Below are 26846 nucleotides of genomic sequence, written 5' to 3' on the forward strand. Positions count from 1 at the left end.
GGCTCAGCTCCCGCTCTCTTCGAAACCGTGAAAGAAACTCGCGATGTGCTCGGCGTGCAGCGCAGCCAGGGTCGGCGGGTTCCAGCGCGGTGATTTGTCTTTGTCGATCAGCAGGGCGCGCACGCCTTCGATCAGGTCGCCGCGTTCGAACCACTGGCGATCCAGATGCAGTTCGAGGGCGAAGCAGAGTTCCAGGCTCAGGTGCCGGCCGCGACGCAGCATTTCCAGGGTCACGCCCATGGCCAGCGGCGAGCGGGTTTCCAGCAGGTCGGCGGTGGTGGTCGCCCATTCGTGGCTGTCGGCGACGGTCACGGCGCGCAGTTGCTCGACGATACTCGGCACGTCAGGCAACGCGAAGAAATGGTCGATGGCCGGGCGCAAGGCTTCAAGCGGCGCATCCGGCAGGGTTTGCACGGCGTGGCGGGCCAGCAGGCTTTGCAGATCCTTCAGCGGCGTGTCGTGCCACTCCAGGTGATCGAGCTGTTCGTCGAGGGTGCCGAGTTTGCTGCTGTCCAGATACCAGTCGGCGAGGCCGCAATACAGCGCATCCGCCGCACGAATCTGCACGCCGCTGACGCCCAGATAAATCCCCAGCTCGCCGGGAATGCGCGGCAGGAAATAACTGCCGCCGACATCCGGGAAATACCCGATCGCCACTTCCGGCATCGCCAGACGGCTCTTCTCGGTGACCACCCGCAGATCGGCGCCTTGCACCAGACCCATGCCGCCGCCGAGAACGAAACCGTCCATCAGCGCCAGCACCGGTTTGCGGTAGTGGTGGATCGTCAGGTCGAGGGCGTATTCCTCGACGAAGAAATCTTCGTGCAGCGTGTCGCCGCTTTTATGGCTGTCGTACAGGGATCGAATGTCGCCACCGGCACAAAAGGCTTTCTCGCCGGCACCGCGCAGCACGACGGCGTGGATATCGGCATCGGCGGCCCAGGCATCCAGGTGTTGCTGGAGCTGGCGCACCATGTCGAGGGTCAGGGCATTGAGGCCGGCGGGGCGGTTGAGGGTCAGATGACCGATGTGATTGCGAACCTCGGCCAACACTTCGTGTGGCGTGGCATCCATGGACGAAGTCCGCGGGGATGAAGCCTGAGCAGTCATCACTAACTCCCTGCTTTTATTGTCTTTATTCGAGAAGCTCGCGCGCGAGCGTTACCGGATCGTAACAGTGCAAATTTGCCGTGTACAACGGGGATATGTGCACGGGCTGTCTGCATTTTTACCTTAGGCCAAATGCACGGGATCGCGGCTTCTTTTCAATCGACAACGCTGACAGGGACAGGCTCTGGACTCAGCGGAACACCTGGCCAATGCTGCGCCGTTTGGCATGCAGTTCACTGGCATGAATCAACTGCTCCAGATCCTCCGGCGTGACATCGATGAACGCCTCCATATCGGCCAGTGCCAGTTTCAGATCTTCGGCCGTGATGGACTGAATATCCACTGGTGCCACGGCCGGCGCCGGTTCGGCAGGGCGTTTCGGGTAGCGGATGCGGGTGAGGTTGTTGTAGGCCAGTGCGGCCAGCAGCAGGCACGTGGCGCTAAGCATCACCGGTTCCAGGGCTTTCCAGTCCATGGCAATGGTCATCGGGTCGGCCAGCACCATCGTCAATGCGACGGCGCCGGCCGGTGGGTGCAGGCAGCGCAGCCAGCACATCAGGATCAGCGCCATGCCTGCGGCGAGGCAGGCGCTGCCGAGGGTTCGGCCGAGGACGTGGGCCACCAGCAACGCGACGACGCCTGCGCACAGGTAGCCGCCGATGATCGACCATGGCTGGGCGAGTGCGCCGGACGATACGGCGAACAGCAGCACCGCCGAAGCGCCCAGCGGGCCGATCAGGTGGTAGGCCACTTCAATGCCGAACACCTGACTGCACGCCCACACGCTGAACAACGTGCCCAGGGCCATGCCGATCGCGGCGCGGCTCCATTCGGTGGGGCGGGTGTTGATGGCGGCGGGCAACCAGCGAGCGAGCATGCAGAATCGATCCTTTGCGAAATTCAGGGCAAAAAAAAGGACTTGTCCGTAAACGCGGAAAGTCCTTCGAAGTGTTCCAACTATTGGGGGAGGAACGCGCACAGTGTGCCAATCATTCACGATGCTGACAAATTCATATAAATGCAGTTTCAGTGCATTATTTTTGCAGTAAAGCCACGCGGCGCCCGCTCATGAAACACAGGAAGCCGCCCATCGCAGTCAATGCGCTGAGGGCATAGAACATGGTCGGCGCCGGCGTATGCATCAGCAGGAAGCCGCAAATTACCGGGCTCAGCGCGCCGCCCAGCGCCGCCAGATTCTGCGCGCCGTAATAGCTGCCGCGTAGTTCTTCCGGGGCCAGGGTGTCGACGAACAGGAACTCCGACGGGTAAATGATCATCTCGCCGAGGGTGAAGATGAACATCGCGATGCACCACGTCACCAGGCTGTCGGCGAGGCTGAAACCGATCAATCCAACGATGAACAGGCTGGTGCCGGCGGCGATCCAGTAGCGCAGTTTTTCCCGGTTGAGGAAGCGGCCGATCTGGTATTGCAGCAGGATCACTGCGATGGCGTTGCAGGCCAGCAGGGCGGCCATGGTTTGCAGGGCTCGCTGCGAGTCTTCGACCACCAGCAGGTATTGCGACAGGTACAGGGTGAAGCGGCCATGGACCACGGTGCTGAGCAGACAGCCGCAGGTGAACATGATCAGCGTGCGGTCGTTTTTCAGGGTGATCAGGGTTTTCAGAAAGCTTTGCGGCTGGCCGATGGCTGCGATGGGGCTGGCGTCCTTCGGGATTCCGATCATCAGAAAGATGCTGCCGAAAGCGATGCCGGCGGCAATCAGAAACGGCGCAATCGGGTAGACCCCGGCGATTACCACGCCGAGCATCGGGCCCGTGGCGTAGCCGATGTTGGTGAGGGTGTAGCGCAGGGAAAACGCCTTGGCCCGCTGGCCCATGGGCAGGTTTTCACTGAGGATCGCCTTGGAGCCGATCAGGAACAACGCCGAGGCGGTTTCGGTGATGACCAGGGTGGCGGTGGTCAGGTACAGGTCTTTGGCGAAGGTCAGCAACACGAATCCGATAGAGCTGGACAGCATGGCGAGAATCAGCAACCGGCGCTTCTCGAGCCGGTCGATGATGTAGCCGCCGTACAGCGCAAGCAGGGTGGCGATGAACACCGCGATGCCCAGCAACAACCCGACATCCTGTTGGTTGAGGCCGAGTTTGTTGCTCAAGAACAAGGTGAGCAACGGACTGGTGATGGCGCGGCTGACGACGATGGTCAGCGAGACGATCATCAGGCGGCGGATAACGAGCGAGTAGGTGGCCACGGAAAATCAAATGTCCTTATTCGGTTAACAGGTGCTCGAGATCGCGCACGGAATCCAGCGTTTGCAGTTGCCGCAGCTGCGCCAGTAACGGCTCGGCCTTGACCGGAGAAATGACCCGCAACGCCAGACTGAAAAACTTCTCCTCCAGCGCCGCCTCGCTCAGCGGATTGCCCGGCGCGCCCAGCGGTACCTCGACACACAGGCTCGCCTCACGCCCGTCGCGGGTTCGCACAACGACCACTGGCTCGCCATCCTCCGACAGTCGCTCATCCACTTCAAGGCGAATGCGCGTCAGCCAGTGAGCGATATGCGGATCGTTGCGTGGCTGTTCGTCGTAAGCCTCCAATCGGCAATGACCGTGCACCAGTCGCGCGGCGAGGGCGTAGGGCAGGCTCATCTGCGCGGCGGCCAGATTTTGGATGTCGCGACCGCCGCACATGTCGAGCAGAAACCCGCACAGGTTCACCTGGATGTCTTCAACCTGATCGGCGCCGATCTGCAGTTGCTCCAGCAGCAGCCCGAGCGCATCGATAGCCGAATGGGTGCCACGGCAAGCGGCGTAGGGTTTGATCGAACAGCGCGCGAGTTTCCACACACGCCCCAATTCGGCATCCAGCGCATCCGGCTGCGCGCTGCCCGGCGCCAGTGTCTTGAGGAAACCACCCCAGACATCCTCGAACAACACCGACGGCCCACTGACACCTTCACGAGCAAAACGCGCGGCGAGCAAACCACCTTCGGCCGCACGGCCACTGTGCAGTTTCTTGCTTTGCGAACCGTCATGAATGAACGCCCACAACCCGCCGCTGAAACTGCCAGCGATGCCGAGTGCCGACATGGTTTGCCCGACATCCAGCGCAAAGATCCGCGCACAGGCCGCCGCCGCGCCGAACACACCGCAGGTGGCGGTCGAGTGCCAACCGGCGCCGTTGTGCGCCGAATAACTGCCGCAGGCTTCCAGCACCCGCCGGCCGATTTCGTAGCCGATCACCACGGCGGTGATGAATTCGCGACCGTCCACCAGCCGATCCACCAGCGAAAGCGCGGCCATCACCGCCGGCAACACCACCGCGCCGGAGTGATCGCAACCGCCGGTGTCGTCCAGCTCCAGCGCATGGGCGGCGATGCCGTTGAGCAAGGCCGCATGCCCCGCGCCGACGCGCAACGTCGAACCCCAGACAAGCGCGGTGCCCGGCTCGGCGCCAAACACCTGCCGCGCCTGAAGCGCGACCGCGCTGTCGGCCCCGGCCAGCGCCGCGCCGAAGGTGTCGAGAATGTGCCGCTTGGCCTGCTCCACTAAAGCCGGCGGCAGATCTTCAAACCGCGTATCGACGCAAAACTGCGCCAGCCGCTGCATGCGTTCGGTCATACGAGGTAGTCCCGATAATGGCGCTCATACACCGACGCCGGATGATCCTGCGCGACCGGCGCCGCCGTTTGCGCCCACCACTGCGCGACCTCAGCGCCGGTGGCGATCCACACGTCGTCATGTTGCTGAATGCCTTGCAGCAATTCGCGCAGCACGCCGATGCGCCCCGGTGTGGCGATGATTTCCGGGTGCAGGCGCAGCACGTAGCACAGGCCGAAGCGGTGAAACCCGGCGAAGTCCATTTGCAGGTTGCCCAGGGTGTGGCTGTAGGAAGCGATCCGCGATTGTGCCGGCGGCACGGCCGGGCTCAGGTTGAAGGCGAAGTAAGGCTCGTCTTCCAGTTCGTAATGCAGCGGCAACTCGACCACCTCGGGGGCGGTTGGTTGCAAGAACGGCAGGTCATCGCCACGCCAAGATGACGACCAGAGAATGCCGTGATCTTTCAAGGCTTCAATGAAGCCCGGCGCGCCGTTGCCGGCGGGAATCCGGAAACCGGTCGGACGCACGCCGGTAAGTGCTTCCAGCGCCGCACAGCCCTTGGCGACTTCCGCGCTTTGCGCCGCCAGATCCAGCGTGTCGTAATCCTGATGGCGGTAACCGGCGCAGGCGATTTCATGCCCGTCAGCCTGAATCGCGGCGATGTGCTGCGGGTTTTCCTCGGCGACGATGCCGGGTACGAACCAGCTGCTGCGCACCCCGAGTTCCCTGAACAGGCCGAGCAAACGCTCGACGCCGCGTTGCGTGCCGTAGCGCCACACCGACAGCGTCTTGTCGCGCCCGGCGACTTCCGGGGCCTGGGTGAGAATGCCGTGGATGTCGTTGTAATCGACGGTCAGCACCACCGCGCAGCGTTTGCCGGCGGGCCAGAGGTTGTCAGCGTCAGCCATGGTGATGCTCCTTCAGCCACCAGCGGGCGACGTCGCGGCAGGTGGCGAACCACACGTCATCGCGCTGGCGCATGTGTTCGAAGAGTTTCTCCAGCAACAGGATGCGCCCCGGTTTGCCGGTGATTTTCGGGTGGAACAGGGTGGTCAGGCACAGGCCTTCGTCCATCGCGCCGTCGTACTCGCGTTGCCAGTTGTCGAGGGTCAGCTCGTAGCTGGCGGTGCGGTCGAGCCCGGACGGAAAGTTCGGTGCGCGGGTATAGGCAAGGGAGGCGTAGTCGTCCATTTCCCACCGGCCGGGGATTTCCACCAGCGGGGTGTCGTGGCCGGGGACGTTGACCAGATAAGGGCGATCGTCGCCGCGCATGCTGCTGGAATAGATGACGCCGTTGTCGGCCAGCATCGCCGGGGTTTCGGCGCGCCAGTCACCCGACGGGGTGCGAAAACCTTCGGCACGGATGTGCAGGTATTGCCAGAACACGTCGCGGGATTTGTGCATCACGGCCTGCTGCTGGTCCAGCGTCAGGGCGTAGAAGGATTCGTGCTTGTAGCCGTGGTAGGCGACTTCATGGCCGCGCTCGACGATGGCCTGACATTGTTTCGGCCAGTTTTCCACGACCCACGCGGGGACGAAGAAAGTGGTCGGGATCTTGAAGGCGTCGAGCAGGTCCAGCAGGCGCGGCAGGGCGCGGTACGGGCCGTAGCCGCCGAAGCCGAAGTATTCGGGCTTGTGCCAGATCGAGTTGTTGAGCATGGCATCGCCGGTCGGGCCGTCGAGGTCGAAGGCCAGGGCGAGGCAGGCTTTGTGCTGGTCGGGCCAGGTGGGTTGGGGTGAGGAGGACATCACAGCGCTCCAATACTCATCTGTAGGAACTGCCGAAGGCTGCGATCTTTGTTCGGGACGCGGAGCGTCCCTGGCTGCATTCCCACGCAGAGCGTGGGAACGATCAATCAAAAGATCGCAGCCGGGTATCAGTGGCGAAGCCTTACTTGCCCGCGTTAATGGTCACGTCCTTGATCGCACCCAACTCCAGATCCCACTTCTTCAGAATCGCGTTATAGCTGCCGTCATCCACCATGCTCTGCAACGCCACCTTCACCGCTTCACTCAGCTCAGGCTTCTTCTTGCTCACACCCAGCCCGGTGAACTGCACGGAGATCGGCTGGCCGACCGTCTTGTACATGTCCTTTTCCTGGGTCTTGAGGTAAGACAGGGTTTCGCTGCCCTGCATCGCCGCATCAATACGGCTCTGGCGCAGTTGCGCGCGGGCGTCGGCCGAGCCTTCGGTGCCGATCACGTTGATCGCAGGTTTGCCGGCGGCTTCACAGTTTTCCTTGCTCCACGCGGCGATTTCCGCCGGGAAGGTGGTGCGGCGGCTGGTGCCGACTTTCTTGCCGCACAGGTCGATGATCTCGTTGGTCGCCGCGTTCTTCTGCAAGGTGTAGAACTGCGGGCCGCTGGTGAAGTAGTCGACGAAGGTCACGCTGGCCTGACGCTCGGCGGTGTCGGTCATGCCCGACAGGACCATGTCCACGCGGTCGGTGGTCAGGGCGTTGATCATTTGCTCGAAGCCGGTTTCCTGCCACTTGATCTTCACCCCGAGGCGTTCGGCCAGGGCGTTGCCCAGGTCGTAGTCAAGGCCGGTGAGCTTGTTGGTGGCCGGGTCCTTGAAATCCATCGGCGGATAGTTGGGCATGATCGCGACGACGATCTCGCCTTTTTCCTTGATGCTGGCCGGCAACTCGGCGGCCACGGCGAAACCGCAAGACATGAGGGAGGTGAGTACTGCTGGAATGACGAAGTTCTTCATGGACGTTCTCTTATGAGTGTTGTGAAGGCCAAAGGGGCCTCAGGTTCGAACGGCAGAAATGAAGCTTTGGGTGCGCGGGTTTTGCGGACTTATTAGTATTTCTTCGGGGCTTCCAGCCTCCACGATCTGCCCGCCGTCCATGAACACCATGCGGTTGGAAACCTCCCGGGCGAAGCCCAGTTCATGGGTGACGACGATCATGGTCATGCCGGTCTGCGCCAGATCGCGCATCACCGACAGCACCTCACCGACCAGTTCCGGGTCGAGTGCCGAAGTGGGTTCATCGAACAGCATCAGCTTGGGTCGCATGGCCAGGGCGCGGGCAATCGCCACCCGTTGCTGCTGACCGCCCGACAGTTCAATCGGGTAGCTGTTGCGTTTGTCGGCCAGGCCGACCCGGGCCAGCAGTTCCAGGGCTTCTTCGTGCGCCTCCTTGGGCGAACGCTTGAGCACCTGGCACGGGCCTTCGATGATGTTTTGCAGCACGGTCATGTGCGGAAACAGGTTGAAGCGCTGGAACACCATGCCGGTGGCCAGGCGCTGGCGGGCGATCTGCGACTCGTTGAGTTCGTGCAGCTTGTGCCCGACCACGCGGTAGCCGACCAGTTCGCCATCGACCCAGAGGCCGCCCTTGTCGATCTTTTCCAGCTGGTTGACGCAACGCAGCAGGGTGCTCTTGCCCGAGCCGGACGGGCCGATGATGCACAGCACTTCGCCTTGCTCGACCTCGATGTTGATGTCCTTGAGCGCGTGGTACTGGTCGTAATATTTGTTCAGGCTCACGGCCTTGACGATGTTTCTCATGACGGATTCCTCAAGAACGCTTGCCGGCGCCGCGAGCGAAACGACGCTCCAGACGGCTTTGACCGAAGGACAGGACGGTGACGGTGGCCAGGTACCAGATACCGGCGACGATCAGCAGCTCCATGACCCGGGCGTTGGCGTAGTAGATGTTCTGGGCGTTGTAGAGCAGTTCCGAGTATTGGATGACGCTCGCCAGCGAGGTCATTTTCACCATGCCGATGAATTCGTTGCCGACCGGCGGAATGATGATCCGCATGGCCTGGGGCAGGATGATCCGGCGCAGCGCTTGCAGGCGCGGCATGCCGATCGACTTGGCCGCTTCGTACTGGCCGGTGTCCACCGACAGCAGGCCGGCGCGCACCACTTCGGCGGTGTAGGCACCCTGGTTGATGCTCAAGCCGAGCAGTGCGGCCACGAACGGGGTCATCAGGCTCACGGTGTCGAGTTCGAACAGGCCGGGAATGCCGATGGTGGGGAAGATCAGCGCCAGGTTGAACCACAACAGCAGTTGCAGAATCAGCGGCGTACCGCGAAACAGCCAGGTGTAGGTCACTGCCACGTAACGCAGGATCGGGTTGGCCGACATGCGCATGATCGCGGTTATCACCCCGAACACGATGCCCAGCGCCATCGCCAGCACGGCCATGATGATCGTGTTGAACAGGCCCCACATGATCGCTTCGGAGGTGAGGAACTGGCCGATGTACGACCATTCGATCTTGCCTTCGGCGAAAGCCCGCACCAGACCGATGATCGCGATGACGATCACGGTGGCAAAGAAGATCCGCCCGTAATAACGCCGTGGCACGTGCTGGTACTGGGTAATGTCGAACTGGTTTTCCGCCAGTTTGCGCTCCGCCTGGAGTCGTTCTGCCTGAGTCTGGCTCATGGTGTTTCTCCGAACTGTACTTTCAAATCCACCGCATTCCACTGTGGGAGCGAGCCTGCTCGCGATTGCGGCAGCACTCTCGACATCTCTGCTGGCTGATCCATCGCCATCGCGAGCAGGCTCGCTCCTACAGGGTTTGCGTGTTGGCCGTTAGAGGCGGAAGCCCTGGTAGTTTTCGGTCCACTGTTGTTGCGCGGCGAGGGCGGTTTTCAGGCGGCCGATCTGCTCGCGCACCTGTTGCGGCGCGGTGCCGCCCCAGCCGCTGCGGGCGGCGATGGCGGCTTCCAGGGTCAGGCTGTCACGCACGTCTGCCGTGAGGCGCGGGTCGATCTCGGCCAGCAGCGCCGGCGAGGCTTCCCACAATTCGAGGTCGTGTTTCTCGCAGGCCTGAACCAGCGCACCGGTGATTTCGTGCGCTTCCTTGAACGGCACGCCGCGCACCGCCAGCCAGTCGGCGACTTCGGTGGCGAGGGTGAAACCCAGCGGTGCCTGACGGCGCAGTTCCTCGACGTTGACGGTCATGGTCGCGACCATCCCGGCCATCGCCGGCAGCACCAGCAGCAGGGTGTCGACGCTGTCGAGCACGCCGTTCTTGTCTTCGCTCAGGTCGCGGTTGTACGACAGCGGCAGGGATTTGAGCGTCGACAGCAGGCCGGTCAGGTTGCCGATCAGACGCCCAGCCTTGCCCCGCGCCAGTTCGGCGATGTCGGGGTTTTTCTTCTGCGGCATGATCGAGCTGCCGGTGGCGTAGGCGTCGTCCAGGTCGACCCAGCGGAACTGGCGCGACGACCACAGGCAGAACTCTTCGGCCAGACGCGAGATGTTGATCCCGAGCATGCTGGCGATGAACAGGAATTCGGCGACGTGATCGCGGCTGGCCACGGCGTCGATGGAGTTTTCGCAGACCCCGGCGTAGCCCATTTCCTTGGCCGACTGCTGCGGCTGGCGAGCGATCGCGGAACCGGCCATGGCCGCAGCACCGAGGGGCGACAGCGAAGTGCGGGTGTCCCAGTCCACCAGTCGCTGCACGTCACGCAACATCGATTGCGCGTGGGCCAGCAAGTGGTGGGCGAACACGATCGGCTGCGCCTGCTGCAGGTGAGTGAAACCCGGGCAGATGCTCTCGACGTGCTGCTCGGCCTGACCCACCAGCGCCGTTTGCAGGGCCAGCACTTCCACGGCCAGGGTGCGGACGTGGTCACGCAGGAACAGGCGTAGGTCGTTGGCGGTCTGGTCGTTGCGTGAACGGCCGGCGCGCAGCTTGCCGCCCAGTGCGCCGAGGCGCTCGGTCAGCAGGCGCTCGATGAAGGTGTGAACGTCTTCGTCGTCCAGCGTCGGGGCGATGCGCCCGGCAGCAAAATCGGCACCGATGCCGTCCAGGGCTTCGATCATCGTGCGGGTTTCCTGCTCATCCAGCAGGCCGGCACGTTGCAGTTCCCCGGCGTGGGCCTTGGAGCCGGCCAGATCGTACGGCGTCAGGCGGAAATAGCGCTCGGGGCAACGGGACAGGGCCGCCAGGGCTGCGGACGGGCCGCTTTTGAAACGGGCACCCCAGAGACGGTCGGTGGTTTGAGACATTTGTTGTTTTCCTCGTCGGTAACGCGAACTGAAATCGGTGTGCTGGGCCCTGAAAAATCGTGCCGGCCAATTAGTGGACAGAAGCGGCAGACAGAATCAGGCCAAAGCAGTTTTCAAGAGGGCAGTTGCAAAGAGACAAGAGCTGATCGAAGTGTCAGCTTTTAATGTTTGGCGATCAGTGAGTTGGCACTGATGTTCGGGATTTTTTGGCGGTTGCCAAGGCTTGTTTTCTGTGATCATTATTATTAGCCGGCGATGTTTTTGTTGTTGGACACAGATTGTTGAACATTGCGCCAGAGGTAAATCAGCATTATGGAAACCCCACTTTCCAATTCCGGAAACCCACCGGTCAAAACCGCTCACCGGGCACCTTTGGCCCTCAGCGGACTGGATTTCAAACTGCTCAAGGTGTTCAAGGCGGTGGTCGAGGCCGGCGGCTTCAGCGCGGCGCAAAACGAGCTGAACGTGGGCCTGGCCGCGATCAGCAAGCAGATCTCCGACCTGGAAATCCGCATCGGCATGCGGCTGTGCACCCGGGGGCGCGAAGGGTTTCACCTGACCGAAGAAGGGCGTCTGGTGTATCAGGCGTCGATCGATCTGTTTGCCTCGGTCGACAACTTTCGTGACCGACTTAGTTCAGCGCAGAATGAACTTATCGGCGATCTCGGAGTGGGGGTGATCGATAATACGATCAGTGACGATAATTCACCGTTAGTTGCTGCGCTTAGAAAAATAAATGAACACTCGCCGAAAGTAAGATTTCAACTTCAGGCGACCCAGCTGGATGAAGTGGAAAGAGGCGTGGTGGAAGGTCGCTTAGTTGCCGGAATAGTCCCGGTTTATCAAAAACGCGAAGAGTTCGATTATTACCCGCTCTATGAAGAACGCTCGCAGGCTTACTGCGCCGTCGGCCACCCGTTGTTCGAGATGCCGGCGGAGCAGATGGGCGGCAACGTGCTGCAGGATTACGAGTGCATCAACCACCGCTACGCGATCCATCGCGACAAGCTCAACTTCGCCCGCTACGACAGTTTTTCCGCGTCGGCGACCCAGGTCGAAGCGGTGGCATTGCTGATCAAGACCGGGCGTTTCGTGGGCTTTCTGCCCCAGCATTACGCCGCTACGCTGGTGGCCGCCGGGCAGTTTCGCGCGGTGTGCCCGGAGCTGATTCACTTCGACACGCCGTTCAATCTGATCCTGCGCCACAACACCGTGCGCAGTCCGTTGGTCAAGGCGTTCGCCCAGGCGCTGGGGGTTGATCTCAAGCCGACGGCGTGAGTATCAGGCGCATGGCGCAACGTCGCTCGCCGGGCAATCTGTGAGTGATTTCATCGCGCAATACATGGTTCAGACGCGTGTCCGTGTCATCGGCGTTCAATAGCGCAAAACCCATGCGTTGATAGAACGGCGCATTCCACGCCAGATCGCGAAAGGTCGTCAGCGTCACCGCTCGAAGTTGCCACAGACGCGCCTGTTCAATCGCCGCCAACAGCAACTTGCGACCGACGCCCCGACCCTGAAAGTGTTGGCTGACGGACAGTTCCTCAATGTGCAACTGTTGGTCGACAGTCACCGCCCTTAAAAAACCTGCAAGTTGCCCGTCGTTGTTTTCCGCGACCCACAGTTCGCCCCGTTCAATGGCCGGTAAATGCGCCGAAGCCTGCGGCACAGACGCATCCGCCAGCCAGGCCAGTGACGGGTCGAGGCGAAACAGTTCGGCGGCCGAGCGCTCGATGGCGGGGAGGGCGGTGGCATCGGCTGCCAGGGCCTGTCGCACGGTAAAGGTCATCAGTCAGCGGTCCCTGTCGAAATCACGTCGCGCAGGTTAAGGCGTCAGCCACAGCAACACATAATCGTTTTTGTCGAAACGCCCGCTCAGCACCGGCTGCAACGTCCCGAGCGGCGTACCTTGCAGGGCCTGCAAGTCGCTGCGATCCATCATCAGCCACGCCGGTCCCTTGAGCGCTTCGAGTGCTTGCGTGGTTTCAGTGAACAGCGGTTGCAGATCCTGCTCGACGTTGACCATGAACTTGATCGCCTTGGCGTCCTTGCCCATGCCATGCAGCACCAGCGGCGCGGGGTGCTCGTGGATCCGTGCCAGTGCCGCCTGACTGAAGGTCCGCGTGTCATACAGCTGGCGCTCCACCGGCTCGAACACCAGCACATACGCCGACCAGACCGCCAAAACAGCGCTGAACGCGAGGACTTCCGTTCGCCAGCGCGGCAGCCACAACCGTGACAAAGCGGCCAGTTGCAGGAAGCCCAAGACGGTGAACACCAGCGTCAGGTCGGTCAACGACTCGGGAAACCGTCGCTTCGCCACCCACAACAAGACGATCAACAATGCGGGAATCAACAACCACAATCCCTGCATGCCGACGCGCAGCCAGGCAAACACCCGTCCGTGCAACACCTGAAACGGATACGCCGCAATGATCGCCGCCATGGGCAGCATCGGCAGCAAATAACGGGCCTTTTTCGCCTGGGGAATCGACAGCCCGAGCATCACGATCAATCCCGCCGCGGCGCAATACTGCACCAGGCGCAAGGCCGGGCCGCGTTGCCGGGGCTTGCTCAGCCACGCCGCTGCCAGTGCCAGCAAGGCCAGCGGATACGCCAGCGCGTAGTTGCCCAGTGAACTGGTGAAGTAATACAGCGAGCCGCTGACGCCTTCGCTGCCGTCCACGCGTCCCATGAACTGCATGCGGATCACGTCCTGCCGAAACGCCGGTCCGCCGCTGACCTCCGCCAGCCACAACAACAGCCCGACGCAGGCCGCCAGCAACAGCGAAGCCAGCACACCGAAGGTCAACAGGCGCGACCATTGGCGATCCAGCAGGTAGTAACTGCACAGCATGCCGGTCGGCACCACCAGGCCGATCGGCCCGCGAATGCCGAACCCCAGCAGCAACAGAATGAACACCAGCGGCCAGCGTCGACCGGCAGCGAAATGGTCGTGGGCATAGCCGAGGTAGAACACCGAAAACGCCACGGCGGCGAGCATCAGGTCCTGCGACACCGCACGGGTTTCGGTGATGAAAGTGCTGGTGAGCATCAGCAGGGCGATGCTGACCACCGCCCAGCGCACGGATGAAGGCGCGAGCAAGCGATACATCAACGTCACGATCACCGCGCCGGCGACAGCGCTCGGTAGCCACGCCGTCAGGCTGTTGACCGTCCCGAACGGCAACGACAACAGCCAGATGAACAAGGTCGAGAGCGCCGAATAATCGGCGTACGGCTCACCATAGGTAGTGGGAAAAATACTGGGCCCGTGCCGGAGCATTTCCTGGGCGAACAGCACGAAGCGCGAGTCAAAACCGATGGGCGCCTGCCCGTACACGCCGGCGATGATCAGCAGAAGCGCCAGCAGCCCTGCGATCAGGGACTGCCGGCGCAGGGCAGGGGTTAAACCGATCAAGCCACGTCCGAGGCGTGCGGCCATTGCTGCAACGGAATCGGCAGGGTGCGCGATTCGCCACGGCCCATCGGGAAGTAATGGAAGCCGTTGCGGGCCAGGCGTTCGGCGTCGTACAGGTTGCGACCGTCGAAGATCACCGGGGCCTTGAGGCGTTGCTGGATCAGGTCGAAATCCGGCGCCTTGAACTGCTGCCATTCGGTGCAGATGATCAGCGCGTCGGAACCGGCGAGTACCGATTCCGGGGTGCCCATCAGCATCAGTTTTGATTCTTCCGGGTACAGATGCTGGGTTTCCTGCATCGCTTCCGGGTCAAACGCCCGCACGCTGGCGCCGGCGGCCCACAACGACTCCAGCAGAACCCGGCTCGGTGCATCGCGCATGTCGTCGGTGTTCGGCTTGAACGCCAGGCCCCACAGGGCGAAGGTCTTGCCGCGCAGTTCACCCTTGTAGAACGCGTTGATGCGTTCGAACAGCTTGTGTTTCTGCCGCTGGTTGATCGCTTCCACCGCCTGCAGCAAATCGCTGGAGCAGTGCGCCTCTTCGGCACTGTGGATCAGCGCGCGCATGTCTTTGGGGAAGCACGAACCGCCGTAGCCGCAACCGGGGTAGATGAAGTGGTAGCCGATGCGGCTGTCGGCGCCGATGCCCTGGCGCACCGATTCGATGTCCGCGCCCAGGTGTTCGGCCAGTTCGGCGATCTGGTTGATGAAGCTGATCTTGGTCGCCAGCATGCAGTTGGCGGCGTACTTGGTCAGTTCGGCGCTGCGCAGGTCCATGAACATGATGCGGTCGTGGTTGCGGTTGAACGGCGAGTACAGGTCACGCATCACGTCGCGCACTTCTTCGCGCTCGCAGCCGATGACGATCCGGTCGGGCCGGCGGCAGTCGGCGACCGCGGAACCTTCCTTGAGAAATTCCGGGTTGGACACGATATCGAACTGCAACAGGCGCCCGGCCTTGATCAGCGCTTTGTCCAGGTGGGTGCGCAAGGTGTCGCCGGTGCCGACCGGTACGGTGGATTTCTCCACCAGAATCAGCGGTTTTTCACGGTGACGGGCCACGGCGTCACCCACCGACAGCACGTAACGCAGGTCGGCCGAACCGTCTTCTTTCGACGGGGTGCCGACGGCAATGAACGCGACCTTGCCGTGCTGCACTGCGAGTTTTTCATCGCAGGTGAATTGCAGGCGCCCGGCGTCCAGACCCTCGCGAACCAGGCTGGCCAGCCCCGGCTCGAAAATGCTGACGTGACCCTGGCGCAGCAGCTCGACTTTCTTCTCGTCGATGTCCATGCACACCACGTCATGGCCGACTTCGGCCAGCACGGCGGCCTGCACCAGGCCGACATAACCGCTACCAAACACTGTGATTTTCATGGCGAACTCCTCAATTCGGGCGCACGGGCCGGACGAGTGTTGATGGTGATGACCCCGAGCATGACCAGTGCCACGCCCAGTGATTTAGAGAAACTGAAGGATTCGTTGAACAGCGGCAGGCTGGCCGCCAGCAGGTACACCAGCGCGTAGCTGATGCTCAGCAGCGAATAGGCCCGGCCCAGCGGCAGATCGCGCAGGGCGGCGAGCCAGCAGAGCATCGACAGCGCATAGGCGAAGATCGCCGCGAGCACCACGGCCAGCGCGACTGAATCGACGCTGGGCACGGCCAGCCACTGATCCGGTCGGGGCAGGCGCGTCATGCTCCAGCGCATGCTCAGTTGCGCCACGCTGACCAGCAGCACGCTGGCCAGGGCGAAGAAGATTCCACGACGCTGGTTCATGACTGCTGCCCCAACAACGCCACGCCACCGATTACCAAAAACACGCCGAACCAGTGTTGAACGTCGACGGGCTCCTTGAACACAAAGCGGGCGATCAAGGTGATGATCACGAAGTTGAGGCTGAGCATCGGGTAGGCGATGCCGACTGGCAGGCGCTGCAATACCAGCAGCCACACCAGCAGACCGGTGCCGAGGGCAAACAGCGCCAGCCACAGCCACGGCGATCGCACTTTGCGCGACCACGACAGGCTCGCACCGCGCCAGCTCTCGACGGCGAATTTCTGCGCGACCTGGCCCAGGCAGGTCAGCAGGCAGGCGAGCAACAGCAGCCAAAGGCTCATGAGGCCTCCTGCGGAAGAATCATGATCACCAGGTTGCCTTGCTCATAACGAACGCCGTCCTTGGGCAGTCTGTCGAGTTCGTCCAGTTCGTCTTGCCCCTTGACCCGCATCACCACGCCGACCGAACCGGTCTTGCGGGCTTCGCGCATCCACTGTTGCACCTGATCGGGATCGACCCGTTGGTGAATGCCGTCAGGATAGGCAAGGCCATATTTCAATTCGCCTATCGTGTTGTACATCGCCACCTGCGGGCGTTTGACCCGCCAGGACAGGGCCGACGCGGCACCCAGATCGTTGCTCAACAGGTGTGTGGTGGCCGCCAGTTCTGCCTGGTGGGCGAGCACGAACTGGTCGGGCATCTTGTTCGCCACCACCGATTTGGGCAGCGCCGCCGGCAGTAACGCGATCAGCAACAGGCTGCCCACCGCCGGCGCCGCCCAGCATTGCAACGGACGAAACGCTTGCAGCAGGTTGCTGATGATCCAGCCGGTCAGGGCGATGAACACCAGCACCAGACTGTGCAATTCGTGGTCGTACAGCGGACGTTTGAGCTGCACGTAAACCAGCGCGATCAGCGTGACCAGTCCCAGCAACAGGTTCAGCAGACCATTGAGGCCCAGCGCCCGGCCTTGCTCCAGGCGCAAGCGATCGGCCAGCGCATGGCCCAGCAGCAATGCCAGCGGCAGCAGGCACGGCAGGATGTAGGTCGGCAGCTTGCCGTTGCTCAGGCTGAAGAACAGCAGCGGCATCAGCAGCCACAGGCCGAGAAACGCGATGCCGGTTTCGCGGCGGGTCTGCCACGCCTGCTTCACTGCCACCGGCAACATCCCGACCCACGGCAGACTGAACGCCACCAACAGCGGCAGGTAGAACCACCACGGCGCGTCATGCTGGGCATCGTCCCCGGCAAAACGGCGGATGTGTTCGTGCCAGAAGAAGAACCGCCAGTAATCCGGTTCCTGCCCGTGCACCGCCAGCGCCCACGGCAGGCTGACGATGATCGCCACCGCGATGGCCACCGGGCCGTACAGCAGCAATTCCTTCCAGCGCTTTTGCCAGAGCATCCACGGCAACGCGATCAGCACCGGCAGCAGCCAAGCGAGAAAACCCTTGGTCATGAAGCCCATGCCGCACGCCAGGCCCAACACCGCCCAACCGGCCAGGCGCTGACCGTTGGAACGGCTGTCGAGGGCAAACCACAACGCCACCAGACTCAGGTTGACCCAAAAGGTGAATTGCGGATCGAGGTTGGTGTAACCGGCCTGGCCGGCGACGATGACGAAGCTCATGTAGAGCAGGGCGCAGACGAAGCTTTTGCGCGGGTCATTCCACAAACGGCGAGCGATGAGGAAGCACAGCAGCACGCTCAGCCCGGTGCTCAGGGCCGAGGCAAACCGCACGCCGAACAGGTTCTGCCCGAACACGGCCTGCCCGATGGCGATCATCCAGTAACCGGCCGCCGGTTTTTCGAAGTAACGCAGGTTCATGAAATGCGGCGACACCCAGTTGCCGCTCAGCAGCATTTCCTGGCTGATCTGCGCATAACGGGTTTCATCGGGAATCCATAGACCATGACTGCCCAGCGGCAGCAGATAGGCCAGCAGAAAAATCCCCAACAACAGCGGCAATGCCCAGCGTTTGCTCATGCGCCTTGCACTCCCAGCCAGCCTTCGCGGCCTTCGAGGGCACCGCGTTGCACGCGGCCGACGGGCAGGGTGTTGAGAAACGCGGGCAGCAGATTGCCCAGCGGCTGGAAGTTGATATGTCGCTGGCGTGCGTCGGCCAGCAGTCGACGAAAGTCTTCGGCCATCAGAATCCCTTCTACTTCGGCGTGAATGGTGTAGACGTTGAGGTTGTCCGGGCGGAACCGGTCGAGGATGAAGGCGTTGAAATCCTTCGCCGCCACGCTCGGCCCGACCACTTCATCGAAGGTCGGCAAGTCCACCGGAATCTGCGGCGCACCGACCGAGCCGTCGGCCAGCAACGGGCGGAACAGCCGCTGCCCACGGCAATCGCTGTTGTAGCGAAAGCCGAAGGCTTGTTTGGCTTCGATCACACGCTCGTCCGCACGCCAACCGGCGGCGGCTGAACAGGTGACCTTTTCGCCAAGGATGTCGCTCAAGGTGTCGACGCCCTGACGGATCTGCTCGACCAGTTGCGCATCGTTCCAGCGCCCGGCATTGGCCTGCCAGCCGTGGTGATCCCAGGCGTGCAGGCCGACTTCGTGGCCGGCGGCCCGGGCCTGACGCATCAGGTGCCCGAGGTCGCGGCCGATCGGTTTGCCCGGCCAGGCGGTGCCGGCGAGCAGGATGTCCCAGCCGTAGAGGCCGGCGGCGTTGGAGCGCAGCATCTTCCAGAGAAACTGCGGACGGATCAGGCGCCACAGATGCCGGCCCATGTTGTCCGGGCCGACACTGAAGAAAAACGTCGCCTTGATCTGCGCTTCATCGAGGATTTCCAGCAAGCGCGGCACGCCTTCGCGGGTGCCGCGAAAGGTGTCGACGTCAATGCGCAAACCGGCCTGCATCAACGCTTGCTCTCGATTTCGAGCATCGCTTCACGCAAGAAGAAGTCCAGCGTGTTGCCGATGGTCTCGCGCATTTCCACGGTCGGCGTCCAGTCCAGCAGGCGCTTGGCGTTGGCGATGCTCGGTTTGCGGTGCTCGACGTCCTGGTAACCGGCGCCGTAGAACGCCTTGCTTTCCACATCGCGGAAACCGGCGAACGGCGGAAAGTTGGAACGCAGCGGATGAGCCTCGAACTGGCGCAACAGTTCTTCGCCCAACTGACGAATGCTCGCTTCGTTGTCCGGGTTGCCGATGTTGATGATCTGGCCGTTGCAGACGTCGTTGTCGTTATCGATGATTCGTGCCAGCGCCTCGACGCCGTCGGCGATGTCGGTGAAGCAGCGTTTCTGCTCGCCGCCGTCGAACAGGCGGATCGGCGTGCCTTCCACCAGATTGAGGATCAACTGGGTGATGGCGCGGGAACTGCCGATACGCGCCGAATCGAGGCGATCGAGCCGTGGGCCCATCCAGTTGAAGGGACGGAACAGGGTGAAGTTCAGGCCCTTGGCGCCGTAGGCCCAGATCACCCGGTCCAGCAGCTGCTTGGACACCGAGTAGATCCAGCGCTGCTTGTTGATCGGGCCGACGATCAGGTTCGAGCTGTCTTCGTCGAAGTGTTTGTCCTGGCACATGCCATAGACTTCCGAGGTCGACGGGAAGATCACGCGCTTGTTGTACTTGACGCAGTAGCGCACCAGTTTCAGGTTTTCTTCGAAGTCGAGTTCGAACACCCGCAGCGGATTGCGCGTGTATTCGATCGGCGTGGCGATGGCTACCAGCGGCAGGACCACGTCGCATTTCTTGATGTGGTACTCGATCCACTCCGAGTGAATGCTGATGTCACCTTCGACGAAGTGGAAACGCGGATGGCTGCGCAGGCGGTCGATGGCGTCGGAGCCGATGTCCAGGCCATAGACTTCGTAGCGCTCGTCACGCAGCAGACGCTCGGACAAATGGTTGCCGATGAAGCCGTTGACGCCGAGGATCAGCACCCGCGTGCGGCGTGGCCCGCGACCGGACTCGGCGCCGCGCAGCAGCGAGCCGTCCACCAGACCGAGTTCATTGGCCAGTTGCGGGCCGCTCAGGTACAGGCCGTTGTCGTTGCGCTGGCCGGCGTTGATCACCAGCGAATCTTCACCGCAGGCGATGCGCAGCGGATCGACACTGATGACCCGGCCCGGCGCCTGGCCTTCGTTGCCCTTGACCACGTCGGCGCTCCACACGATCAGCTTGTGCTCGCCCACGGCGCAGAAGGCGCCGGGGTAAGGCTGAGTCACGGCCCGCACAAGGTTGAACAGTTGCTCGGCCGGTAGCGCCCAGACCAGTTTGCCGTCTGCCGGGGTGCGACGGCCGAACACCGTGGCCTGGGATTCGTCCTGCGGGGTTTCCCGCAGCTTGCCGTGCAACATCGCCGGCAGTGCATCGCGCAGCAGGTCGCTGGCGGCGATCCGCAGTTTGCCGTGCAGGCTCAGCGCGGTGTCGCTGCGTTCGATGGCCACGCGTTGCTGGGCGAGGATGGCGCCGGCGTCGGCGCGCTTGACCATCCGGTGCAGAGTGACGCCGGTTTCGGTTTCGCCATTGACCAGCACCCAGTTGGCCGGGGCGCGGCCACGGTAGCGCGGCAGCAATGAGCCGTGCAGGTTGAACGCGCCTTTTTTGGCGGTGGCCAGCAATGGCTCGCTCAGCAGGTTGCGATAGTAGAACGAGAAAATGTAATCCGGATCGAGCTTGGCAATCCGCTCGATCCACAACGGGTGGTTGGCGTCTTCCGGTGCATGAACCGCGATGCCTTTGTTGGCGCACAGTTGCGCGACGGAGGCGTAGAACGCATTTTCCTGTGGGTCATCGGCATGGGTGAATACCGCCGCAATGTCGTAGCCGCTGTCGAGCAGGGCTTGAATGCCGGCGCAGCCAATATCGTGGTAAGCGAAGACAACAGTTTTTGCGCTCATGAGAGAACCTGATCGGACGTGGAGTTGGAAGTGAGGCCGTCAACGGTGATGGCGGGTGCCGGCGTGGCGGGGTGCCCGCGCAGGACTTTTTCGATGAAGAAACGCGGGCGGGCGCGCACATCGCTGTACATGCGCCCCAGGTATTCGCCCAGCAGGCCCATGCCGATGAACTGGCCGCCGGTGAACACGAATAGCACGGCGAACAGCACGAACAGACCGTCGCCGGCCCATCCGGCGCCAAAGGCCAGGCGCAGGACGATCAGCGCCGCCGCGAACAGCACGCCGAGGCCGGCCATGGCGAAGCCGACGATGCTCAACAGACGCAGGGGCGTGGTGGTCATGCAGGTGATCAAGTCGAACATCAGGTTGATCAGGCGCATCGGGCTGTATTTCGAATCGCCGTGTTCGCGCTCGGCGTGGGCCACGGTGATTTCCGTGGTGTGGCGGGCGAAGCTGTTGGCGAGGATCGGAATGAACGTGCTGCGTTCGCGGCAGGCGAGCATCGCGTCGATGATGGTGCGACGGTAGGCGCGCAGCATGCAGCCGTAGTCGCTCATGGCGACGCCGGTGGAGCGTTGCACGGCGAGGTTGATCAGCTTCGACGGATAGCGGCGCAGCGCCGAATCCTGACGATTGCCGCGCACGGTGCCGACCACGTCAAAGCCCTTTTCGGCCTCGGCCACCAGGCGCGGGATCTCTTCCGGCGGGTTCTGCAGGTCGGCGTCGAGGGTCATCACCACGTCGCCCTTGCACTGTTCGAAACCGGCCATGATCGCCGCGTGCTGGCCGTAGTTGCGGTTGAGAATGACCGCCACGAACGGGCTGTCTTCGACTGACGCGGCGTCTTCGAGCAATTGCGCGGAGGCGTCGCGGCTGCCGTCATCGACCAGCACGATTTCGTAGTCATGCCGCAATTGCTGGCAGGCGGCCTGGGTGCGGCGCAGCAGTTCCGGCAGGCTGTCTTCTTCGTTGTAGACCGGGATAACGATCGACACGCAATGAATCGGATAAGGTCTCACGGGCGTTTCCCCATCAAATGTTCAATGGCCCCGACGACCCGGTCCAGATCCTGGTCGGTCATGTCGGGAAACAAGGGAATCGAGCACAGCCGCGCCGAGTTCCACTCGGTGTCGGGCAGGGACAGGTGCGGATCACGCTGGCGATACCAGGTGTGCAGGTGGGTGGCGATGAAGTGAATGCCCGTGCCGATGCCTTGCTCCTGCAAACCCTTCATGAAGGTTTCGCGGTCGATGCCGCAGCGCTCGCTGTCGATGCGCAGGATGAACAGGTGCCAGGCGTGCTGCTGGGCGTATTGCGGCACAGCGAGCGGTTGCACCGGCAGGCCTTCGAGTTTTTGCAGGTATTGCGTGGCCAGTTCGGTGCGGCGGGCGTTGATTGCGTCCAGACGCTCCAGTTGCACCAGCGCAATCGCGGCGTTGATATCGGCAAGGTTGTACTTGAACCCGGGCTCGATCACCTGGGCCTGGGGTTTGCGGCCGTGGGTCAGGCGGTCGTAGGCATCGACGCCGAGGCCATGAAACTTGAGCATGCGCACCCGGTTGGCCAGGGCTTCGTCGTCGGTGACGAACATCGCCCCTTCGGCACAGGTCATGTTCTTGATCGCGTGGAACGAGAAGATCGCGGTGCCTTGCGAACCCACGTGGCGGCCCTTGTAGCGGGTGCCGGCGGCATGGGCGGCGTCTTCGATCACGGCGATGCCGTGCTTGTCGGCCAGCGCGTAGAGCGGATCGAGATCGAACGCGGCGCCGGCGTAATGCACCGGAATGATCGCTTTGGTACGCGGGGTGATGGCGGCTTCGATACGCGCGGCGTCGGTCATCAGGGTGTCGCGGTCGACATCGACGAACACCGGCGTGGCGCCGAGCAGGGAAATCATGTTGGCGGTGGACACCCAGGTCTGCGACGGGGTGATGACTTCATCGCCGGGGCCGACTCCCAGCGCCAGCAACGTTACATGCATGGCACCGGTGGCCGAGGAAAGTGCCACGGAGTGGCGGCAACCGACGTACTGGGCAAACTGTTCTTCAAGAGCCTGGTTTTTCGGCCCGGTGGTGATCCAGCCGGAGCGCAGAACTTGCTCCACGGCGGCAATTTCTTCATCACCGATACTGGGGCGGGAGAAGGGGAGAAACGCCTGACTCATGCACACCTCATTGCAAAGAAAAAAGAAAAAGACCCATTGAACAATTGGATCCAATCAAAGCGTAGACGCGAAAAAATCCTTTGCATCAATAAGTTGCCAAGACGACATAACGTCGGGTTCGGTTGACTTTTCAGGCATTGCCCGGCAGCTTGGGCAGCGCCGGCACAGGACTCAGTGGAATTAAGGTTATGCCCGTTTTTGTGAAAGGAACATGAAAAACCGGTCGGCGAATCGTTTATCTGAAACCCATACAGCCACTGTTCAGACTTCTACCGTTTATCGCGGTTTTTAGTAGAAAAGTCCTACGGAAGTGTTCCCCTTATATTAAGAATGTTGCAGTTGTTAGTTGCTGTGTTGAACTGCTTTTACTCAAGGCCCGACGTTTGATTGACTTACCCGTTGCATCCCCCGACACCGTGAAAACCAACCCGATGACCGTGTATCTGGCGCGTTTGGCTCCCTCCAGCCAGCTCACCATGCGTTACGTTTTACAAGATGCCGCCGACCGTCTCGGCTTCGAAGACATGAACGTTGAAGAAATTCCTTGGCACGCGCTGCAACCGGAAGATGTCGTTGCGTTAGTCGCCGCATTGCGCGCCGACAATTACGCGCCGAATACGTCTTCGCTTTATGTAAACGCAATTCGCGGTGTGATGAATGAAGCCTGGCGCATGAGTCTTATCAGCCAGGAACATCTATTGAAGATGCGCTCGGTCAAAGGCATTGCCGGCACGCGACTGTCTCAGGGGCGCAATCTGAAGCGCACGCTGATTCATGAATTGATGGAAGTCTGCGCGGCCGATCCGCGACCACAAGGTTTGCGTGATGCAGCGGTGATTGCGCTGTTGTACGGCACCGGCATGCGCAAGTCGGAATCGGTGGATCTGGACCTGAATCAGGTCGACTTCACAGAGCGCAGTCTCTGTGTCACCGCCAAGGGCAACAAACAGCTGATCAAGTACGCGCCGGCCTGGGCGTTCGCCAAACTGAATGCCTGGCTGGAGTTTCGTCGTTCGGAACTCAAGGAAGGCGAAAGCGACGACGCGTTTCTGTTCAACCGCATTCGCCGTGGCAGCCACATCACCCGCGAGCGCATTACCAAGCACGCGATCTATTACATCGCCCGTCAGCGCGGCACCCAGGTCGGAGTGAAGATCATGCCCCATGATTTCCGGCGTTCGTTCATCACCCGGGTGATCGAAGAGCATGACCTGTCGATCGCCCAGAAGCTGGCCCATCACAGCAACATCCAGACGACCGCCAATTACGACGTGCGCGACGACAACGAGCGGCGCCGCGCGGTGGATCGCTTCGACCTGTAGTCAGGGTGTTGCAAAGACGTGGGCCGCTCCCAGAATGGACAACTGCACGGCGCTGCCGGCCGGTGGCGCGTGCATGCCCGAACTGCGCACCAGCAGTGAGCGACCGGGGCTGGCCTGGGAGCGAAGTTCCACCGTCAGGGTGCAGACGTTGCCGCCAAAGTCCCGATCAGTAACCACCGCGTGACAGCCGTCCGGGTCGGCGGGGATTTCTGACAGTTGCAGTTGTTCGGGCCGCAACATGATCTGCGCCGCGCCGGAAAAACCGTTGGTGTTGACCGCCACCCGGCCCAGGTCGCAATGGGCCCAACCGGCTTCGATCCGGGCGGGCATGACCACGGCTTCGCCGAGAAAACGCGCGGTCTGCTCGTCATCGGGGTAGCGATAGAGGTCCATCGGATGCCCCGACTGCACCAGCCGCCCATCACGCATGACGGCCAACTGGTCGGCGAACGACAGTGCTTCGCCCTGATCGTGGGTCACCAGAATCGTGGTCACGCCGGCATCTTCCAGCAGGCGCGCGACCATTTTGCGCATGGCGCCGCGTAGGCCGGTGTCGAGGGCGGAAAAGGGCTCGTCGAGCAGCATCAGGCGCGGCCGCTGGGCCAGTGCCCGGGCGAGTGACACTCGCTGCTGTTGACCGCCGGACAGTTCGTGGGGCCAGCGCGCGGCCATGTCGGCGTTCAGGGCGACGCTGTCCATCAGCGCCTGAATGCGCTCGGTTCGGGTACTGCCGGTTTCCGCCAGCCCGAAGCCGATGTTGTCGGCCACGGTCATGTGCGGAAACAGCGCGCCGTCCTGCGGCACGTAACCGATCTGCCGCTGATAGGCGGGCACAGCGTGGGTGCTGTCGACCAGGGTCTGGCCGTTCAGCGTCAGGCTGCCGGCATCGGGGAATTCGAACCCGGCGATCATCCGCAACAGGGTGGTCTTGCCGGAGCCGGACGGGCCGACAATCACTGTGCGGCTTCCGGTCGGAACGGACAGGCAGATGTTGTCCAGCGCCGTTTGCGCGCCAAAGGATTTGCTTAAGGAAATGATGTCGAGAGCGTTCATCGGCCGGCACTGCGCCTGGATTGGTGATAGAGGATGGCCGTGAGCGGCAGCGACAGCAGCACCATCAGCAGTGCATAAGGCGCTGCGGCGGCATAGTCGATTTCGCTGGTCATGGCCCAGAAACCGGTGGCCAGGGTGCGCGTGCCGTTGGGCGCGAGCAGCAGGGTCGCGGTCAGTTCATTGGTGATCGCCAGAAACACCAGCGCCGCGCCCGCCGCCGCACCGGGCGCCGCCAGACGCAAGGTGATCAGCCACAGGGCGCGCAACGGCGAGCGACCGAGGCTTTGCGCGATGTTTTCCAGTTCCACCGGCGCCTGTGCAAAGCCTGCGCGCAGGCTGACCAGCGCCCGGGGCAGAAACATCAGCAGGTAGGCCAGCAGCACGGTGATCGTGGTCTGGTAGATCGGTCGGGCGAAGTGGATGGTCACGGTGACCAGCGCAAGGGCAACCACGATTCCCGGCAAAGCGCTGGTGATGTAGTTGCAGCCTTCGAGCAGGCGTTGCAGCTTGCCGGGAGCGCGGATCGACAGCCAGGCAATCGGGATCGCCGCGAGGCTGGTCAACAGTGCGCCGGCCACGCCGAACGACAGTGTTTGCAGCAACGCCGGCAGCAGTTCATTGCCTTGCCAGACTTCGGCGCCACCGGCGATCAGCCATTTGCCGAGGGTCAGCAACGGCACGCCGAGGGCCAGCAGGCAGGTCAGGCCTTGCAGGCATAAACCCAGCGCGGCGGTGCGTCGTTGCAGGCGCACGGTGCGTTGCTCACGAGCGCTGCCGGAGCCGACGCGGGCGTACCGCGCATGACCACGGGCGCCGGATTCCACCACCAGCATCGCCAGGCAACACAGCGCCAGAACGCTGGCGAGCATATTGGCGGCGGGGCCGTTGAAGGTCGATTTGAACTGGTCGAAAATCGCCGTGGTAAAGGTGTCGAAGCGGATCATCGCGTACAGGCCATATTCGGCCAGCAGATGTAGACCGACCAGCAGCGCACCGCCGCAAATCGCCAGGCGCAGTTGCGGCAACACCACCCGGAAAAACACCGCCCATGGCTTGAGGCCGAGGGATTCGGCGACGTCTTCAATCGCCGGATCGAGACGACGCAACGTCGCCGCAATCGGCAGATAGAGGAACGGAAAATAGGCGATCACCGATACCAGCACCCCGGCCGGCAATCCATTGATCGACGGAATCAGGCTGACCCACGCGTAGCTGTGCACGAACGCCGGCACTGCCAGCGGCGCGACGGCCAGCAGTGACCACAGCCTTCGCCCAGGCAGGTCGGTGCGCTCGGTCAGCCACGCCAGAGTGGTGCCGAGCACGATGCAGATCGGCAGTGTGATCAGCACCAGCAACACGGTGTTGATCAGCAGCTCGGCGACCCGAGGGCGGAAGACCAAGGCTTCGATGGTCGCCCAGCCGGTGTACCACGACACGCCGATCACGAAGCCGATCGGCACCAACGACAGCAGCGAAACCCCGATGGCCAGCACGACCACCCACGGACTCCCGCGCCCATTGAGGGCGCGGGTCCGGCGTGACACATGGGCGGAGGGCGCCGCGGCGATCTCTGCAGGCAGCGGTTCAGGCAT

Annotated in this window: 24 protein-coding genes; 2 read left to right on the forward strand and 22 right to left on the reverse strand. The window is 62.4% G+C overall.

All coding sequences use genetic code 11. The features are described 5' to 3' along the window. Positions 1-3 precede the first annotated feature (3 nt). From CAF90_RS03110 to argH, 10 genes are all read right to left on the reverse strand, one after another. Entirely contained in the window at positions 4-1110 is a 1107-nt protein-coding gene (locus CAF90_RS03110) for an enoyl-CoA hydratase/isomerase family protein (protein WP_085603444.1), read from the reverse strand. Between the two features lie 190 nt (positions 1111-1300). Next, positions 1301-1987: an HPP family protein gene (locus CAF90_RS03115; protein ID WP_085603446.1), complete on the reverse strand. Its 687-nt coding sequence runs from the start codon at positions 1985-1987 to the stop codon at positions 1301-1303. Positions 1988-2144: 157 nt separating this feature from the next. After that, positions 2145-3323: an MFS transporter gene (locus CAF90_RS03120; RefSeq protein WP_085603448.1), complete on the reverse strand. Its 1179-nt coding sequence runs from the start codon at positions 3321-3323 to the stop codon at positions 2145-2147. Between the two features lie 16 nt (positions 3324-3339). Then, a complete protein-coding gene (locus CAF90_RS03125) occupies positions 3340-4692 on the reverse strand; it encodes an MmgE/PrpD family protein (protein WP_085603450.1) in 1353 nt (450 codons plus the stop codon). After that, on the reverse strand, positions 4689-5579 hold the full coding sequence (locus CAF90_RS03130; protein ID WP_085603451.1) for a polysaccharide deacetylase: 891 nt from the start codon (positions 5577-5579) through the stop codon (positions 4689-4691). Before CAF90_RS03130 ends, CAF90_RS03125 begins: the two co-directional genes overlap by 4 nt. After that, positions 5572-6420, reverse strand: a complete 849-nt coding sequence (locus CAF90_RS03135) for a polysaccharide deacetylase (protein ID WP_085603453.1) — start codon at positions 6418-6420, stop codon at positions 5572-5574. The genes CAF90_RS03130 and CAF90_RS03135 overlap by 8 nt, the downstream gene beginning before the upstream one ends. A 142-nt stretch (positions 6421-6562) precedes the next feature. Beyond that, on the reverse strand, positions 6563-7387 hold the full coding sequence (locus tag CAF90_RS03140; RefSeq protein WP_085603455.1) for an ABC transporter substrate-binding protein: 825 nt from the start codon (positions 7385-7387) through the stop codon (positions 6563-6565). 39 nt (positions 7388-7426) lie between these two features. After that, positions 7427-8191, reverse strand: coding sequence for an amino acid ABC transporter ATP-binding protein (locus CAF90_RS03145; protein WP_039768627.1), 765 nt, complete (start codon positions 8189-8191; stop codon positions 7427-7429). A gap of 10 nt (positions 8192-8201) precedes the next feature. After that, positions 8202-9080 (reverse strand): amino acid ABC transporter permease, encoded by an 879-nt coding sequence (locus CAF90_RS03150; RefSeq protein WP_011334265.1) that lies wholly within the window; start codon positions 9078-9080, stop codon positions 8202-8204. Between the two features lie 150 nt (positions 9081-9230). Beyond that, entirely contained in the window at positions 9231-10658 is a 1428-nt protein-coding gene (argH, locus tag CAF90_RS03155) for an argininosuccinate lyase (RefSeq protein ID WP_085603458.1), read from the reverse strand. 312 nt (positions 10659-10970) lie between these two features. Here argH and CAF90_RS03160 point away from each other — a divergent pair, with 312 nt between their 5' ends. Next, positions 10971-11936, forward strand: a complete 966-nt coding sequence (locus tag CAF90_RS03160; protein WP_085603460.1) for a LysR family transcriptional regulator — start codon at positions 10971-10973, stop codon at positions 11934-11936. Here CAF90_RS03160 and CAF90_RS03165 read toward each other — a convergent pair. From CAF90_RS03165 to arnB, 10 genes are read right to left on the reverse strand one after another with little or no spacing between them, the layout of a single operon-like run. Further along, a complete protein-coding gene (locus tag CAF90_RS03165) occupies positions 11920-12447 on the reverse strand; it encodes a GNAT family N-acetyltransferase (RefSeq protein ID WP_085603462.1) in 528 nt (175 codons plus the stop codon). The genes CAF90_RS03160 and CAF90_RS03165 overlap by 17 nt on opposite strands. Positions 12448-12483: 36 nt before the next feature. Then, on the reverse strand, positions 12484-14103 hold the full coding sequence (locus CAF90_RS03170; protein WP_170929349.1) for a glycosyltransferase family 39 protein: 1620 nt from the start codon (positions 14101-14103) through the stop codon (positions 12484-12486). Beyond that, on the reverse strand, positions 14076-15455 hold the full coding sequence (locus tag CAF90_RS03175; protein ID WP_085603465.1) for a UDP-glucose/GDP-mannose dehydrogenase family protein: 1380 nt from the start codon (positions 15453-15455) through the stop codon (positions 14076-14078). Before CAF90_RS03175 ends, CAF90_RS03170 begins: the two co-directional genes overlap by 28 nt. Next, positions 15452-15856: a 4-amino-4-deoxy-L-arabinose-phosphoundecaprenol flippase subunit ArnF gene (arnF, locus tag CAF90_RS03180; protein ID WP_085603468.1), complete on the reverse strand. Its 405-nt coding sequence runs from the start codon at positions 15854-15856 to the stop codon at positions 15452-15454. The genes CAF90_RS03175 and arnF overlap by 4 nt, the downstream gene beginning before the upstream one ends. Next, positions 15853-16197, reverse strand: a complete 345-nt coding sequence (gene arnE / locus CAF90_RS03185; RefSeq protein ID WP_085603471.1) for a 4-amino-4-deoxy-L-arabinose-phosphoundecaprenol flippase subunit ArnE — start codon at positions 16195-16197, stop codon at positions 15853-15855. Before arnE ends, arnF begins: the two co-directional genes overlap by 4 nt. Further along, positions 16194-17843, reverse strand: a complete 1650-nt coding sequence (gene arnT, locus CAF90_RS03190) for a lipid IV(A) 4-amino-4-deoxy-L-arabinosyltransferase (protein WP_085603474.1) — start codon at positions 17841-17843, stop codon at positions 16194-16196. The genes arnE and arnT overlap by 4 nt, the downstream gene beginning before the upstream one ends. Beyond that, the gene (arnD, locus tag CAF90_RS03195) at positions 17840-18724 is read right to left on the reverse strand and encodes a 4-deoxy-4-formamido-L-arabinose-phosphoundecaprenol deformylase (protein WP_085603477.1); all 885 of its coding nucleotides are present in this window, start codon (positions 18722-18724) and stop codon (positions 17840-17842) included. The genes arnT and arnD overlap by 4 nt, the downstream gene beginning before the upstream one ends. Next, positions 18724-20715 carry a bifunctional UDP-4-amino-4-deoxy-L-arabinose formyltransferase/UDP-glucuronic acid oxidase ArnA gene (gene arnA, locus CAF90_RS03200; protein ID WP_085603480.1) on the reverse strand — a complete coding sequence of 664 codons (1992 nt, stop codon included), beginning with the start codon at positions 20713-20715 and terminating at the stop codon, positions 18724-18726. The genes arnD and arnA overlap by 1 nt, the downstream gene beginning before the upstream one ends. Beyond that, positions 20712-21734 carry an undecaprenyl-phosphate 4-deoxy-4-formamido-L-arabinose transferase gene (arnC, locus tag CAF90_RS03205; RefSeq protein ID WP_085603483.1) on the reverse strand — a complete coding sequence of 341 codons (1023 nt, stop codon included), beginning with the start codon at positions 21732-21734 and terminating at the stop codon, positions 20712-20714. Before arnC ends, arnA begins: the two co-directional genes overlap by 4 nt. Beyond that, positions 21731-22879 carry a UDP-4-amino-4-deoxy-L-arabinose aminotransferase gene (gene arnB / locus CAF90_RS03210; protein ID WP_085603486.1) on the reverse strand — a complete coding sequence of 383 codons (1149 nt, stop codon included), beginning with the start codon at positions 22877-22879 and terminating at the stop codon, positions 21731-21733. Before arnB ends, arnC begins: the two co-directional genes overlap by 4 nt. A gap of 431 nt (positions 22880-23310) precedes the next feature. Here arnB and xerC point away from each other — a divergent pair, with 431 nt between their 5' ends. Next, the gene (gene xerC, locus CAF90_RS03215; RefSeq protein ID WP_139834466.1) at positions 23311-24201 is read left to right on the forward strand and encodes a tyrosine recombinase XerC; all 891 of its coding nucleotides are present in this window, start codon (positions 23311-23313) and stop codon (positions 24199-24201) included. On the opposite strand, the gene CAF90_RS03220 is transcribed toward xerC, so the two are convergent. Together CAF90_RS03220 and CAF90_RS03225 are read right to left on the reverse strand one after the other, a co-directional pair. Further along, positions 24202-25254: an ABC transporter ATP-binding protein gene (locus CAF90_RS03220; RefSeq protein ID WP_085603492.1), complete on the reverse strand. Its 1053-nt coding sequence runs from the start codon at positions 25252-25254 to the stop codon at positions 24202-24204. Next, positions 25251-26846 (reverse strand): iron ABC transporter permease, encoded by a 1596-nt coding sequence (locus CAF90_RS03225; protein ID WP_085603495.1) that lies wholly within the window; start codon positions 26844-26846, stop codon positions 25251-25253. Before CAF90_RS03225 ends, CAF90_RS03220 begins: the two co-directional genes overlap by 4 nt.

Source organism: Pseudomonas sp. B37(2017) (assembly GCF_002112885.1).
Classification (GTDB): domain Bacteria; phylum Pseudomonadota; class Gammaproteobacteria; order Pseudomonadales; family Pseudomonadaceae; genus Aquipseudomonas; species Aquipseudomonas paraglycinae.